Origin of the sequence: Pseudomonas sp. (assembly GCF_049653025.1) — a bacterium.
Classification (GTDB): Bacteria; Pseudomonadota; Gammaproteobacteria; order Pseudomonadales; family Pseudomonadaceae; genus Aquipseudomonas.
Genome location: NZ_JBASFM010000024.1, coordinates 1 through 13390, shown reverse-complemented (window position 1 = coordinate 13390; position 13390 = coordinate 1). Strand labels below are relative to the sequence as shown.

Annotated in this window: 19 protein-coding genes; all 19 read right to left on the bottom strand. The window is 54.0% G+C overall.

Annotated elements, in window-relative coordinates:
• Positions 1–40 precede the first annotated feature (40 nt).
• Positions 41–1660, bottom strand: coding sequence for an NAD(P)/FAD-dependent oxidoreductase (locus WBK23_RS19035; RefSeq protein ID WP_424485499.1), 1620 nt, complete (start codon positions 1658–1660; stop codon positions 41–43).
• A gap of 117 nt (positions 1661–1777) precedes the next feature.
• Positions 1778–2785, bottom strand: a complete 1008-nt coding sequence (gene gap, locus WBK23_RS19030; RefSeq protein WP_424485498.1) for a type I glyceraldehyde-3-phosphate dehydrogenase — start codon at positions 2783–2785, stop codon at positions 1778–1780.
• 108 nt (positions 2786–2893) lie between these two features.
• Positions 2894–3565, bottom strand: a complete 672-nt coding sequence (locus tag WBK23_RS19025) for a COG3650 family protein (RefSeq protein WP_424485497.1) — start codon at positions 3563–3565, stop codon at positions 2894–2896.
• A 134-nt stretch (positions 3566–3699) separates the two neighbouring features.
• Positions 3700–4032, bottom strand: coding sequence for a YegP family protein (locus tag WBK23_RS19020; RefSeq protein ID WP_424485496.1), 333 nt, complete (start codon positions 4030–4032; stop codon positions 3700–3702).
• Between the two features lie 168 nt (positions 4033–4200).
• Positions 4201–4803, bottom strand: coding sequence for a DUF6151 family protein (locus WBK23_RS19015; RefSeq protein WP_424485495.1), 603 nt, complete (start codon positions 4801–4803; stop codon positions 4201–4203).
• Between the two features lie 78 nt (positions 4804–4881).
• Positions 4882–5187 carry an NIPSNAP family protein gene (locus WBK23_RS19010; RefSeq protein WP_424485494.1) on the bottom strand — a complete coding sequence of 102 codons (306 nt, stop codon included), beginning with the start codon at positions 5185–5187 and terminating at the stop codon, positions 4882–4884.
• Between the two features lie 43 nt (positions 5188–5230).
• Complete coding sequence (locus tag WBK23_RS19005) at positions 5231–5998, bottom strand: alpha/beta fold hydrolase (RefSeq protein ID WP_424485493.1); 768 nt, start codon at positions 5996–5998, stop codon at positions 5231–5233.
• Positions 5999–6084: 86 nt separating this feature from the next.
• The gene (locus tag WBK23_RS19000) at positions 6085–6612 is read right to left on the bottom strand and encodes an RBBP9/YdeN family alpha/beta hydrolase (protein WP_424485492.1); all 528 of its coding nucleotides are present in this window, start codon (positions 6610–6612) and stop codon (positions 6085–6087) included.
• A gap of 73 nt (positions 6613–6685) precedes the next feature.
• Positions 6686–6916 carry a DUF6500 family protein gene (locus tag WBK23_RS18995; protein ID WP_424485491.1) on the bottom strand — a complete coding sequence of 77 codons (231 nt, stop codon included), beginning with the start codon at positions 6914–6916 and terminating at the stop codon, positions 6686–6688.
• A 97-nt stretch (positions 6917–7013) separates the two neighbouring features.
• Positions 7014–7388 carry a DUF6713 family protein gene (locus tag WBK23_RS18990; protein ID WP_424485490.1) on the bottom strand — a complete coding sequence of 125 codons (375 nt, stop codon included), beginning with the start codon at positions 7386–7388 and terminating at the stop codon, positions 7014–7016.
• Positions 7389–7845: 457 nt separating this feature from the next.
• The gene (locus WBK23_RS18985) at positions 7846–8250 is read right to left on the bottom strand and encodes an acyl-CoA thioesterase (RefSeq protein WP_424485489.1); all 405 of its coding nucleotides are present in this window, start codon (positions 8248–8250) and stop codon (positions 7846–7848) included.
• Between the two features lie 87 nt (positions 8251–8337).
• The gene (locus WBK23_RS18980) at positions 8338–8685 is read right to left on the bottom strand and encodes a hypothetical protein (RefSeq protein ID WP_424485488.1); all 348 of its coding nucleotides are present in this window, start codon (positions 8683–8685) and stop codon (positions 8338–8340) included.
• A 77-nt stretch (positions 8686–8762) separates the two neighbouring features.
• On the bottom strand, positions 8763–9227 hold the full coding sequence (locus tag WBK23_RS18975) for a hypothetical protein (protein WP_424485487.1): 465 nt from the start codon (positions 9225–9227) through the stop codon (positions 8763–8765).
• 76 nt (positions 9228–9303) lie between these two features.
• Positions 9304–9720: a hypothetical protein gene (locus WBK23_RS18970; protein WP_424485486.1), complete on the bottom strand. Its 417-nt coding sequence runs from the start codon at positions 9718–9720 to the stop codon at positions 9304–9306.
• Between the two features lie 475 nt (positions 9721–10195).
• The gene (locus tag WBK23_RS18965; RefSeq protein ID WP_173204299.1) at positions 10196–10486 is read right to left on the bottom strand and encodes a type II toxin-antitoxin system RelE/ParE family toxin; all 291 of its coding nucleotides are present in this window, start codon (positions 10484–10486) and stop codon (positions 10196–10198) included.
• Positions 10483–10755, bottom strand: coding sequence for a CopG family ribbon-helix-helix protein (locus WBK23_RS18960; RefSeq protein WP_424485485.1), 273 nt, complete (start codon positions 10753–10755; stop codon positions 10483–10485). Before WBK23_RS18960 ends, WBK23_RS18965 begins: the two co-directional genes overlap by 4 nt.
• A 653-nt stretch (positions 10756–11408) precedes the next feature.
• Positions 11409–12020 (bottom strand): hypothetical protein, encoded by a 612-nt coding sequence (locus tag WBK23_RS18955; protein WP_424485484.1) that lies wholly within the window; start codon positions 12018–12020, stop codon positions 11409–11411.
• Between the two features lie 94 nt (positions 12021–12114).
• On the bottom strand, positions 12115–12423 hold the full coding sequence (locus WBK23_RS18950) for a hypothetical protein (RefSeq protein ID WP_424485483.1): 309 nt from the start codon (positions 12421–12423) through the stop codon (positions 12115–12117).
• Positions 12424–13176: 753 nt separating this feature from the next.
• A partial coding sequence (locus tag WBK23_RS18945) for a hypothetical protein (RefSeq protein WP_424485482.1) occupies positions 13177–13390 on the bottom strand: 214 nt, incomplete at its 5' end.

The window sequence follows — 13390 nt, the reverse complement described above, 5'->3', positions numbered from 1 at the left end:
TGCCTGTCAGGATCACAGGCAGCGTGTGGCTCATTACCGCTTAGGCAGGTTCGGCAATCCCCAGCATGTCGCGAATCAGCGCTTCGGCCACGCGAATGCCATCCACCCCGGCGGAGAGGATGCCGCCGGCGTAACCCGCACCTTCACCGGCCGGGTACAGCCCGCGAACGTTCAGGCTCTGCATATCCGCGCCACGGGTGATGCGCAGTGGCGAGGAGGTGCGGGTTTCGATGCCAGTCAGCACTGCGTCATGCAGGTCGAAGCCTTTGATCTGCTTGCCGAAGGCCGGCAGCGCTTCGCGGATGGCTTCGATGGCAAAATCCGGTAGCGCCAGGGCCAGGTCGCCCAGCTTGATCCCTGGTTTGTATGAGGGCTCGACACTGCCTAGCGCAGTGGACGGCTTGCCGGCGATAAAGTCGCCGACCAGTTGCCCTGGGGCTTCGTAGGTGCTGCCGCCGAGCAGATAGGCCTGGGACTCCAGGCGCTCCTGCAATTCCACGCCGGCCAGTGGGCCGCCAGGGTAATCCTGCTCCGGGGTGATGCCGACGACGATGCCGGCGTTGGCGTTGCGCTCGTTGCGCGAGTACTGGCTCATGCCGTTGGTCACCACGCGGTTCGGCTCCGAGGTGGCGGCGACCACGGTGCCGCCAGGGCACATGCAGAAGCTGTAGACCGAGCGGCCGTTCTTGGCGTGGTGCACCAGTTTGTAATCCGCCGCCCCCAGCTTGGGATGGCCGGCGTATTTGCCCAGACGCGCGCGGTCAATCAGGCCTTGCGGGTGTTCGATACGAAAGCCCACCGAGAACGGCTTGGCTTCCATAAACACCTCGCGCTTGTGCAGCATGCGGAAGGTGTCACGCGAGCTATGGCCCAGAGCCAGGATTACCTGGCGGCTGAGAATCTGCTCGCCGCTGTCGAGTACCACGCCCGTGAGCTGGCCGTCTTCGATCAGCACATCACTGACGCGCTGCTGAAAGCGCACTTCGCCGCCCAGGGCTTTGATCTCCTCGCGCATGGTGGCGACCACGCCGGTGAGGCGGAAGGTGCCGATATGCGGCTTGCTGACGTAGAGGATCTCGTCCGGCGCGCCAGCCTTGACGAACTCATGCAGCACCTTGCGGCCAAGATGCTTGGGGTCTTTGATCTGGCTGTACAGCTTGCCATCGGAAAAGGTACCGGCACCGCCCTCGCCAAACTGCACGTTGGACTCGGGGTTGAGCACGTTCTTGCGCCACAGGCCCCAGGTGTCCTTGGTGCGCTGACGCACTTCGGTGCCGCGTTCCAGCACGATCGGGCGTAAACCGGCCTGGGCCAGGATCAGTGCCGCGAAGATCCCGCAAGGGCCGAAGCCGACCACCAGTGGACGCTCTGCGAGGTTCTCGCTGGTGTGGCCGGCAGGTTTGTAGGCGGTATCCGGGGTGACGCTGATATGCCGGTCATCGCTGAACGTGGCCAGCAGCGCCGCTTCATCGCGCAGCTCGCAGTCGATGGTGTAGATGAAGTGCATTTCAGTGGATTTTTTGCGCGCATCGTAGCTGCGCTTGAACAGGCTGAAGTCGAGCAGCTCGCTGTCGGCAATCCCCAGGCGCTGGACGATGGCCGGGCGCAGGGCCTCGTCGGGATGATCGAGGGCCAGCTTGAGTTCGGTGATACGAAGCATGAGGACGATCCACTTTCAGGGCCGGAGGCAACCCGGCAGCTTTTAACAGGCGGCGATTATACCTGTGATCGCTGGGTAAAGGCCGCAGCCGATAGGCGGCTGCGACCGCGGTGTGTACTAGCGCGTCTCAGGTTTAACCCAGGCCAGCATCACATCGAGCATGCGATTGGCAAACGCCCACTCGTTGTCATACCAGGCCAGCACCTTGACCAGATCGCCCTGCACGCGGGTGTGGTTGAGGTCCGCCACGCAGGACACCGGGTAGCCATTGAAGTCGCGCGACACCAGTGGCAGTTCGTTGCACTCCATCACCCCAGGCGGCAGTTGCGCCGCGCCCTGTTGTAGCGCGGCGTTGATTGCCTCACGGGTGGTCGGGCGCTCGCAGGTAAAGGTCAGGTCAACCAGTGACACATTGGGCGTCGGCACGCGCACCGACAGGCCGTCCAGGCGGCCGGCCAGCTCCGGCAAGACCAGGCCGATGGTCTTGGCTGCACCGGTGCTGCTGGGGATCATCGACAGGGCGGCGGCGCGGGCGCGAAAGAGGTCGCTGTGGGTCTTGTCCAGCAGGTTCTGGTCATTGGTGTAGGCGTGGATGGTGTTGACCAGGCCCTGGCGAATGCCCACGGCCTCATGCAGCACTTTGGCCAATGGGGCCAGGCAGTTGGTGGTGCAGGACGCGTTGGAGACGATCTGCTGGTCGCCTAATAGCTGATGGTTGACGCCGTAGACCACGGTCAGGTCGACGCTGTCCAGTGGGTGCGAGAGCAGCACCCTAGGGCTGCCGGCGCTGATGTGCTGTTCGACCTGGACGCGTTTTTTCAGCTTGCCGGTGCATTCGAGCACCAGATCGACCGCGTGCTGACGCCAGGGCAGATTGGCCACTTCGCGCTCGCGCAGCAGCTGGATCGGGTGGCCATTCACCAGCAGTACGTCACCGTCCAGGCTGATCTGCCCAGGGAAGCGGCCGAAGGTGGAGTCGAAGTGGGTCAGGTGGGCGAGGGTGCTTTGCTCGCCCAGGTCATTGATCGCGGTGAGGTGAATCTGCTGCTCCAGTTTGCGCTCGAACAGCGCGCGCACCAGGCAGCGACCGATACGTCCATAGCCATTGATAGCAATACGCAGCATAACGATATCCCTTTGGCTGACTTCCCTTTCAGCTTAGGTCAACCGGCTGATCTATCTCAGCTCTCTGCGCATTGCTAGCTTACTCGCAGGTAGTTTTTCAACGGCCTGCTAGTCGTTACGCGCGCCACCGAGGTAAGCACAGCCGCGCAGCACTTTGCCATTGAGGCGCAGTTCGGCGCTCAGGTGTTGTACCGCGCCGCTCATGCTGTCGACGCAGCGCTGCCTGGCCACCCACAGTTCAAGGTGCTCGCCGTTGGCCTCGCTGCTGAGGTTCAGGCGGCCTTCGGGCAGTTGTTCTTCCAGGTAAGGCAGGGCCAGTGGTTCCTGGCCCGGACGGTTGAGAATCAGGCCCTGGCTGCTGACCGCGATACTCCAATCCGGCTCATGGCCACTGGCGCGCAGCAGCGTGCGAGCAAAGTTGATGTCGCCACAGCCCTGGCCCTCGGCCTGCACGCGGTATACCTGACTGGGGACGAACTGACCGTCGACGCCACTCGCCGAGTTGGCCGACAACTGGCCGCGCATGTCCACGTACAAGCTGCTGTGGCCGGCGCTGAACAGGCTGCTGGCGTCACGGCTCAAACCGCTGGCCTGGTCGTCCTTGAGGACAAATTTGCGCTGCTCCTGGCACGGCCGAAACAGCAACTGGCCGGCATTCAGGCTGAGTTCACCCTGCAGGCGCGTTTGCGCGATAACGGGGTCGGTGGGTTTGTCGTTGAACACCTGGCAACTGGCAAGCAAGGGCAGCAAGGCCAGGGAGAAAGGACGGCTGAAACGCATCGTGGCACTCCTGATAAGTGCCGCACACGTTACCGAGGCCGCCAGGCGACCACAAGGGAGCTGTAGATACGCTGAGGTTACGCCCGGCGAGCAGGCCGCGAGCTATGCTGATCGGCCTGCCCGCAAGGCGTGGGTTACATCTCGGTCTTGATGGTGGTGGTCGGTCCGTTGTTCTTGACCGATTCGATGCCACCGTCGCGGCTGGCTGCAGCCTTGTACATCTGGCTGGTGCCAATCACCTGGTGGTTGGCCGCCTTGAGGTTGAAGTAGAAGCGTCCGTCGGACGCATCCTTACGCTCGTAACGTTCATCTGCCGTGGCGTTCTTTTGCACTGAGGCGATGCCGTTCTGCGCCGCCGCCAGGCTTTCGTACTGTTCGCTTTGCAAAATGGTTTCCGCATTGGCCGCTTTCAGCACGAAATGGAACTGACCTTTGCCATTTTTAGTGAGCTCATACCAACCAGCCATAAGACCTCCATGGAGTAATAGGGTAGGGGTAGCACATCGATCACTGGCCGCTTGAGCGGTTGCTCAACAGCCCTTCGCCAGATCGACCGACACAAGCATAGCAACAGCTGGTGAACGCACTGTGGCAAGACCGTTGCGCTGCCCGGGGCGAACAGCCGAAGCGGGCCGCTATAGATTTTTGAGCGGCGCGAGTTCGCTGGCCAACAGGATTCTAGGCAGCACAATGGGCGCGCCACGTTCGGAGAAAAAGGGTGTGTGCTTGTACCCGCCAGAGAGACGCTTGGGCAGGACGATCGCGACTATCCGCGCGATGGTGGCGATCATCCCGTGTGCGCGTGGTTTGGGCTCACCCACGGCTTCCGCACAGTTCAGGTGGGCCTTGAGCGCGCCGAAAGAGGGCTCCAACGCCTGGTCATCCAGGCAGTTGCGAATCAAGCCGACAAAGCAGAATTTGTAGCTGGGCAGGGTGTTGCCGAGCGGCGTGTTACAGCAGCTCGCATACCAGCGCAGCATGCCCTGGTCGGTCAGGCGGATCGCGGCGATATGCTCCGCGCCGTTGTTCAGGCTGACCCGAGACGCTGCAAGCTGGATGATTTCGGTGCCGCCATGCGGGTCAAGCACCTCATGTGGCGTACCCAGAAACTTGGCGAACGCCTGGCAACTGGTGCAATAGCAGATAATCCGATTGGCGGTGCCTTTAACCTCGACCTGGCCCTGCACCAGGCCGCATTTGCAGCGCAGTTTGTGGGTGGTGTGCATATCCGTCTGCATGGCGTGGTGTTCCTGAGTGAGGTGAGTGGCCCGGGACAGTAAAGCGCAGTGTCGAAGTGGGCGGCTTGTTATCGTTGGTCAGCCGAATACCGGGCGAAAGAAGTTGCGCTCATAGCTGATGATGCAGCGCGTCTCTTCGGCATAGCCGAATGCGGCTTGGCACTCAGGGTCCTGCTGCGACTTGATTCGGTATTCCTCGTACTGCGCCAGGCTGGCAAAGCTGAACATGGCCAGTGCGACATTGTTCGAACCTTCCGATGGCAGGAAATAACCGTGATGTTGGCCGCCGAATTTCTCCACAAGCGGAATCCATAACCGGCCGTAATGCTCAAATTCTTTCAGCTTGTATGGGTCGATGATGTAGCGCAGGTAGCAGGTGACCATGCTGGTTTCTCTCTAGGCTGGTGATGGTGATTGGGCCCGTTGCTTAGGTGTCCATCATACGGGCCGATTCAGTGGCAGCTTCTTTGATTGCTGCGACCACCAACTCAGGCTCAGAAAACTGCGGGAAGTGCCCGCTGCGGGTCGCCATGATCTGCTTGGCCATGGGCGACAAATCCAGCAGCGCGCGTTGATGGGCGGAGCGGGCTGCAAGTGCCGGCGCGGCAGTGGCCCACTGCATGGCGGGTTTGCCACCGGTGACAATGCTCAGCGGGATGGCGGGAAAGGACGGCGCTGCTTGCACCTGCGAGACGGTTGCCGCCATGTGCTGGCTCTCGGCGTTGGGGTTTGCAGGCACAAGCCATTCCAGGCCCTTCTTGAGCAAGGTTTGCAGCGCGCTCTCATGCGTGGCCAGAACGGCGACATCGTCTGGCGCTGTCGCCTCGAGCATGACAACCGCCTCCACCTCGGCAGGGTGGAGACGGGCAAACAGATTCACGATAAGCCCGCCCAGGGAGTGGCCGACTAGAATGTACGGCGGAGGTAAACCGGCCGCCAGCAGAGTGGCGCGCAAGGACGCGACCATGTGCGAGCCAAGTTGTGGCGCGGATGGCTTCGAGCTATTGCCAATGCCAGGCCGGTTGTACGCGAACACCCGGGCAAAGGTGGCAAGTGGGCCAAACACCTTGTGCCAACCCTCGATAGGCCCGCCCGAGCCATTGACCAGAACGACAACCGCAGGCCCGCGGCCCGCGCAGACGTACTCGATGGCTTCGCCGGTAACGGCAATTTGCTTGGAGGGAAAGCGGAACACGTGCGCGGACTCCAGAGACAGGTAGGGGGTGGCTTAACGAGAGGGTTCTAGCCCGGTCCAGCTGCGTGGTTGCAATGGCCTGTTAGTCATTTAGTTTGAATGCTCTGCAGCAACTCATGGCCTGCATGCCACGCACCTAAACCGCTGGCGCTATTGATATGGCCCGCCTCACCGATGTTAACCAGCGTACTACCCCAATATGACGCGCATTCTTCCGCGTACGCGATGCCGCCATAAGGATCATTGGTGCTTGCGATCAAGGTGCTTCTGAATGGCAGTGGCTGCGTTGGTACGGGGCTAAATCCAACGGCCTGCACTGGAAATATGGCGCTTGCAGGGTTGGGCACCGCCACGAGTAATGCCGCTTTGATCTGAAGCGTTGTTCTAGCCGCCCACTGTGCAACAAGCAGACATGCCAAGCTGTGAGCGACGAGAACAGTGTTTGGGCCAGCGCTGTTTACCCCTTCTTCAAGGGCAATGAGCCAGTCAGAACAGTTCGGGTTATCCCAATCTAATTGATTAACCCGAACATAGTGTGTGTTCAGTTGTTGCCAGTGTGATTGCCAGTGATCTGGCCCGGAGTTTCCGATGCCTGGCAAAATAAGTACGTTCATGTCGACGAATCTCCTTTTCGTTGAAAAATGATTAACCAGTCGGCCCCGTATAAGCGATTTACTGTATGTTGGTTTATATATCAGATAATCGTGTGGTCTCAATCATTTTTTTGATCTTCACGGCCTTCTCAAAATGATCAAGTTTATGGGTTTTGATCCACCACTGCGCGGCTTCCATGAGTAGCTCTGGATTATCGTTTTTATTGGCGAAGAAAGCATAAAAGGAAAGGCCTACGTCCTGTCCTTTGGCGGTTATCTTTTTATCGCATACTTCGATAGTTTTCCTTCTTAAGCTTTCTCTCATGTTATTGAATTGTCATCGCTGGTGGTTTTTTTCGATTTAATTAAGATGCGCGCTGCACGCGGCTCCAGTGAGCGAGGCGAACGGTTTGAACCACTTGCTAGACTGTACTATGGCGCAGGGGAAACTTTCTTATCTCGGTAAGTTGCCAGGTAGAGGTTAACAGGCAGAGTAAAATTATGGCCATTGATAGTGGTAGATGGAACTGCTCAAAACCAGCCAAAGCAAATCCTGAGTGAATTAGAAACGTAAGTACACCAAGGGTCGCGCAGGCTGTAGCGAAAATAATAGCCTTATCGCTAGATTGGACCACGTGTTTATAACCCAATAGCACGAGCGGGATGACTAGGCTGTTAAAAACCAGATAGCCTTGAACACCGCCTGGTAAATAGAACATCTCCCACTCTCGCCAAAACGCAGCGTCAATCTGGTGCAGAATTAGTAGGCACATTGTTATAAAATAACTTCTTTCCATTTTGGCTATTCCTTGTTTGTGCAGTCTAACGATTAAGCTAAGGGGTCGGCTTTAGCCGGTCCCAGTGAGCGAAGCGAACGATTTGAGCCAATTGTTAGGCCTTGCCACGGTGTGCCGCCGGATACAGGACGTGATTGTTCGGTGCTGCTGAAACTGTGGCTTGGAGCATACGCGTGCAGACCTTCAGACAGAAGAGCTTGAAGATGGAGGCAGGCGCGTGCCGTTTGGCCTGCAGCTGATGTGAGTATTTGGGTTCGCGAATGCGAGTGTTTTGGGCCGGATTTGTATGGCCGCTGCGAGCTTGCAGATGGAATCCGTAAATTGTTATTTGAATGCATAACTTCCTTGTTTCCCGATCTTTGCTTTGCCGCCTAACGTTTGGTTAAGGGGCGGGCTTTAGCCCGTCCAAGTGAGCGCAGCGAACGATTTGAACCAGTTGTTAGGCCGCAGCGCAAGCTCAAGTCGAGCATAGTGCCTCCTTGAGGCGCTGAGGAATTGGGACAGGTTTTTTGCTTTCGGAAGATACGGAAACCTGGGTTAATGTTGATCGAAATACTAGTTCGTTAGAGCTGTTTCGAGCCTCAACCAAAAATGTAAAGGATGTAGTTGTGATTTCCTTACTACAGACTTCAATTTTTATTATCTCATCCCAGGCCATTGGAGCTAGGAATTCAATAGAAAGTGCTCGTGCCGGCGGAAGAATACCCATGCCGAATATTTCACGAATTCCTGGGGCTCCTAGTTTATAGGTAAGGAAATCGTGGATCGCTTCTATGACGAAATACGTTATACGAGGTGTATAGACAATTCCTGCAGGATCGCAGTCCCCAAATAAAATTGTTCGACTTATTACAAAGCTCATGGGGTTAACTCTCTGAGGCTGCCTAACGTTTGGTTAAGGGGCGGGCTTTAGTCCGTTCCGAGTGAGCGCAGCGAACGGTTTGAACCACTAGTTAGGGGCCCGTTCACCATTTTTTGTTTTTAATGCTCTGGCTAGGAAGTAAACGCCGCCAGCAAGACTTAGTTTTGAAATGCCACCAGTTATTCCAAGTACAACTGCGCCCGTTGCTGGCCATGGCTTGCCTAATTCAAAGTTTGTCTCTAAAAATATTTGCGCTAAAAACCCAAGCCCTAAAGCGCCATTAAATGCAAATTGCATTATTAGTGAGTAAGTGGCGTAGATGCCTATTAAAATTCCTGCTGTTTTATTTATTGATACAAGAATTAGCAGCGCCAACCCAACCAAAAGCAACCCTGCAGAGTAGTGGATTGCTATTTCGATATTTTGAAGAAGCAATGTAGGGCTCCTAACGTTTGGTTAAGGGGCCGGCTTCGCCGGTCCCAGTGAGCGAAGCGAACGATTTGAACCAGTTGTTAGGGGGGAAACTCCTCGAAACCATTATCTGCAACCCTAAATGCTTTGGTTTGCGGGACGGTTGGGCAGCACAGTCCATCTTCACTGCCAACAGTGACACCGGATATTTTAATTTCGTTTCCAGTAGACATGATTTCATGATCGGTAAAATTTCCCTTTCCGCCTATTAAAACTGGGGCGATAAGCCTGCCGCTGTACTCGCCGATCATGTACCTGGCCCAGTTGTTCGAGCAACTGCCTGGTGGCTGTTCTGTGTTTTCGTTGCACTCGCCTTCAGCGGTATATATTACGATTGTTCTGTTGTGGCTAGACTCAATTAATCGAGCATCGCAATATTCATAAGCACGGATTTTATTAATGTGTTTAAAGATGGCCGTTTCAATGCTCTGGGGAAGCTCTGGGCAATTCTCTCCAGCTGCTTGCAGGCTAATGAAAAAGATTGAGGCGACCAAAAGTCTTAGCATTTTTACCCTAACGATTGGTTAAGGGGCCGGCTTTAGCCGGTCCCGAGTGAGCGGAGCGAGCGACTTGAACCAATTGTTATGTGTGAAGCTTTGAGGTGGGACGCTCTACCAGCGCTGGATTGCCTGCCGGTAAATTCTTTCTTTTGAAGAGACCTTTTTTCTCATACCGTTGCGACAAGATAACGCCTTGTTCTGTACCAAGCTCGCCAGCCTCTACAAAAATGGAGTCCCATTTCTTGCCTTCAATAGTGACAAAGCCATCCCAAGCTATTGCGTAGGTCTTAAGGTTTTCTTTCTCATTCTGGATATGTGCTTGCGCGGCTTCTAGACCTTGCTCAAGCATCTCTAATACGAAGCGCGTTAGTTTATTATCTCCTGCCTTGCTAATAGTCATTGTAAATGGGACTAGAGGCCCAGCATTTTCAATGCTTGCAATCGCATGATCTAGCGCTGCAAACATAAGATCATTCATTTCTACTGAGGTTTCAGACACTGCAGAGTCCTTCACACATAACGATTAAGCTAAGGGGCCGGCTTCGCCGGTCCCAGCGAACGAAGTGAGCGCTTTGAGCGCATTGTTAGGCATTTGCCTGACTTAACCATTAACCCTCTCACTTTCGAAGGACTGCGACCGAAGCTGCTCATATGTATACGTGTTGGCTAGGTAAAGATCCCACTGGGTCTCGACGTCCGTAAGAATTGGGAGGAGCTTCTCGATTTCTGGAGGCGCATCTATATCGAGGTACTGACACCAGAAACGATCACACCACTCCGCGATTTGCTTGTGTGAGTATGGTGAGGCGTCGGGATTTGCTCCCCACTCCAGCATTTGGATTGCAGATTCTGGAGTGAACGGCAAATCTGCTTCTTGAGATTGGCGCAAATTTTTCTCCAAATGCCTAACGTTTGGTTAAGGGGCCGGCTTTAGCCGGTCCCGAGTGAGCGCAGCGAACGGCTTGAACCAGTAGTTAGGTGCTTTGCATGCGGTCTTCATAGTGGTGCCATATACGAAGAATCACGACAGTTTCGGTATGAGTTGCATACCGAATTACGTATTTCCCGAAAATTGCGTCGCGAATAGCTTTTGGGTCTGGGGCTAATTCGACTGCGCGGCCCATTGTTGGGAATAGGCGAAGATTTTCGATGCGTGCAATGAGTTCTGTTGCTACACGTGCGGCGGCAAGGGGATCTTTCTCAGCAATGAATTCCCGGAGACGAACCAAATCTGCCACGGATTCTTCTGAGTAGACCAGCTTCATTGGCCTGCCTTCGGTGGTGGCAGTTCATTGGAGCTGCCCCAGCTTTGGAGCCAAGTGTTTACGGCCTCGCCGGACACGACCTTGCCCTGTGCTACGGACTCCATAGCTTGTAGCGTTTCCTGCCAGCGGTTCTGCTCTAATGTCTGGCGTTCAAAAAATTCTCTAAGTGCCTGATTAATAAGCCAGCTTTTGCTCCTATGAAGCTTTTCGGCCATGGCTCCAAGGTTTTCTTCTAGCTCAGGTTGAAGCCGGACGGTTGTGACGCTCATTGGGGTGCCCTCCATACTGTTGAATGCAATGTATTACATGGTATTCAGTGGGGCAAGCGGGCGTTGACGGATGGCGGGCCAAAGCCTCTAACGTTTGGTTAAGGGGCGGGCTTTAGCCCGTCCAAGTGAGCGAAGCGAACGATTTGAACCAGTTGTTAGGTGCTCGTTATCGCACGGAGCGCTTCGTTGAGCGCAGAAACTACTAAGGGTCGCATTTTTGGTGATTTCAATTTTGCCGGAAGACGACTTAGCCAATGCCTATTCGGACCGAGAGTCGTTCCGCGGAGCGTTGATAAGCGACGAGTTGTTGGCAGAGGATTCAATGACAAGATTCTGATGCACTCAGAAAGCTGCTCAAAAGAAGAGAAGTACAACACCGTACCTTGAATCTCAACGCATATGATTACAAAGCCCTTGTGAGGTATTGCCTTGGGTGCCTCAGGTAAAAATTTATTAGATTTAAACCATGGCTCGCCGTCTTGCTCAATGTGTACTCAAAACGCGAGTGGAGCATCTCGCCACGAATCGGCGTACTCAATCCAATACTCAGCAGCTGCCATAAGAGTACCTAACGTTTGGTTAAGGGGCGGGCTTTAGCCCGTCCCAGTGAGCGAAGCGAACGGTTTGAACCAGTTGTTAGATGCAAGGCATGATTAGTTTCTTGGAGAGACAATGCCTCTTAATCTGTTTAATTTAAACGGCAAGAGGTCTATTAAGTACACAATGTAAGCTCTGATGTAGGCTGCCATGGATGAAATCTTACTTTCCCTGGATATCATGAAGTCAGGGCTAAATATTTCTGGAGCAGTACTGAAGAATTTCACTTTCTTGCAATTTGTTGATAAATGCCCGTGGGTGGTGTCGAGCATAAAGATTAGTGACTTTGTTGGTGGGGCGTTTGTTGTTACGTTTACCTCTATACGATTTTCGCCTAACTCTGGAATCAGTATTTCATTTTGGATCGTGAAAAGCCTATCGCGGCTATCAAGGACGGTCATGGTCTTTGGCCGCTCATTGATTTTTTTCTCGACTCTGTGAGTTTCTTTTTTGTAACAGACAAGGCTTTTTACAGTTACGGGATAAGGTTTCGTGTTCTTGATTTTAACGAAAAGTCGAAATGTGTCACTGCCAGACCTTGTAGAAATAATCTCAGATATTGAGATTGGATGTTTTCTGTTTGCGTGCCACGAATATAATACGGTTAAAATTGCAATGAGCGAGGCGATGGAGCTGAGTATTTCTACTGCTAATTTGAACTCTTCCAAGATTGTGCTCCTTGCATCTAACGTTTGGTTAAGGGGCCGGCTTTAGCCGGTCCCAGCGAGCGCAGCGAGCGATTTGAACCAATTGTTATATGCTTTACCGCTCGAACTGAAATTTCCATTTACTTTCCTCGGAAAGCCAAACCCTTAGCGTTGCTTTTTTGTACATTTTGTTATGGGTTTCTAGTTCTTTTATAATCTGGCAAGATGCCTCAATTATTTCGTCAGTGCACATTACTATGTCTGAATGTCCTTCATCAGATTCAATGTAGTGAGACACTCCATTCTCTTCTGTTTTCATGTGAAGAATAGCCGAATTCCAATGCTCAGGAGTTGCCTCAATTAGGCTAGATCCGAGGTTTGAATATAACTTGCTCAGAGAGTGCTCGATGTCAACGTTGTCCATGCCTGACTCCTGTGCATATAACGATTAAGCTAAGGGGCCGGCTTTAGCCGGTCCCAGTGAGCGAAGCGAGCGATTTGAGCGCATTGTTATGCGCCGCCATTTATATTGAATTGGCCGGTTAAATATAAGCCAACAAGCACGACGAAGGTGAAACCTACGAAGCTACACAAAAGCCCTTGTCGAGTATCGGTGTGTAGATAGTCATTCGTGACTTTTTTGGGATAGGTTCCAAGTGACAATATCTTGCATATTGGCCATCCAATGTAATAAAAGACGAAGTTGAAAATAACTTCGACAAGGAAAAAGCCAATTGCTCTCAAGAAGCCTTTCCCTATTTCACTGACTATGTCTTCCATTGGCGACTCAGATGCTCAAAGAGGTGCATAACGTTTGGTTAAGGGGCGGGCTTTAGCCCGTCCTAGTGAGCGAAGCGAACGGTTTGAACCAGTTGTTAGGCCTTGCCACGGTGCAACGCCGGGAACAGAACGTGATTGTTCGGTGCTGTTGGAACTGTGGCTTGGAGCATACGCGTGCGGGCCTTCAGGTAGAAGAGCTTGAAGATGGAGGCGGGCGCGTGCTGATTGGCCTGCTGCTGATGTGAATATTTGGGTTATCGGATGCGAGAGTTTCTGGCCGGATTTGCACGGCCGCTGCGAACTTGCAGATGAAATCCGTAAATTGTTATTTGTGCGCATAACTTCCATGTTTCCCGGCCTTTGCTTTGCCGCCTAACGATTGGTTAAGGGGCCGGCTTTAGCCGGTCCCGAGCGAGCGAAGCGAGTGGCTTGAACCACTTGTTAGGCCGCGCCGCGGATTTGTGACGAGCACTGAACCTGAGTGCTCGACGTTGTTGGACATTTGGCTTGAAGCATACGCGTGCGGACTGTCAGGAAAAAGAGCTTGAAGATGCGACAGCCGCGTGCCGCTTTGGCAGGTGGTGATGTGAATAATGTGGTTAACGAATGCG

Excerpts from the sequence above, each read along its gene's own strand:
- WBK23_RS18990 (WP_424485490.1), bottom strand. The coding sequence starts at position 7,388 with ATGGAAAGAAGTTATTTTATAACAATGTGCCTACTAATTCTGCACCAG.
- WBK23_RS18965 (WP_173204299.1), bottom strand. The coding sequence starts at position 10,486 with ATGAAGCTGGTCTACTCAGAAGAATCCGTGGCAGATTTGGTTCGTCTC.
- WBK23_RS19025 (WP_424485497.1), bottom strand. The coding sequence starts at position 3,565 with ATGCGTTTCAGCCGTCCTTTCTCCCTGGCCTTGCTGCCCTTGCTTGCC.
- WBK23_RS19035 (WP_424485499.1), bottom strand. The coding sequence starts at position 1,660 with ATGCTTCGTATCACCGAACTCAAGCTGGCCCTCGATCATCCCGACGAG.
- WBK23_RS19010 (WP_424485494.1), bottom strand. The coding sequence starts at position 5,187 with ATGGTCACCTGCTACCTGCGCTACATCATCGACCCATACAAGCTGAAA.
- WBK23_RS18985 (WP_424485489.1), bottom strand. The coding sequence starts at position 8,250 with ATGAGCTTTGTAATAAGTCGAACAATTTTATTTGGGGACTGCGATCCT.
- WBK23_RS19015 (WP_424485495.1), bottom strand. The coding sequence starts at position 4,803 with ATGCAGACGGATATGCACACCACCCACAAACTGCGCTGCAAATGCGGC.
- WBK23_RS18975 (WP_424485487.1), bottom strand. The coding sequence starts at position 9,227 with ATGCTAAGACTTTTGGTCGCCTCAATCTTTTTCATTAGCCTGCAAGCA.
- WBK23_RS19020 (WP_424485496.1), bottom strand. The coding sequence starts at position 4,032 with ATGGCTGGTTGGTATGAGCTCACTAAAAATGGCAAAGGTCAGTTCCAT.
- WBK23_RS18950 (WP_424485483.1), bottom strand. The coding sequence starts at position 12,423 with ATGGACAACGTTGACATCGAGCACTCTCTGAGCAAGTTATATTCAAAC.
- gap (WP_424485498.1), bottom strand. The coding sequence starts at position 2,785 with ATGCTGCGTATTGCTATCAATGGCTATGGACGTATCGGTCGCTGCCTG.
- WBK23_RS19000 (WP_424485492.1), bottom strand. The coding sequence starts at position 6,612 with ATGAACGTACTTATTTTGCCAGGCATCGGAAACTCCGGGCCAGATCAC.
- WBK23_RS18995 (WP_424485491.1), bottom strand. The coding sequence starts at position 6,916 with ATGAGAGAAAGCTTAAGAAGGAAAACTATCGAAGTATGCGATAAAAAG.
- WBK23_RS18960 (WP_424485485.1), bottom strand. The coding sequence starts at position 10,755 with ATGAGCGTCACAACCGTCCGGCTTCAACCTGAGCTAGAAGAAAACCTT.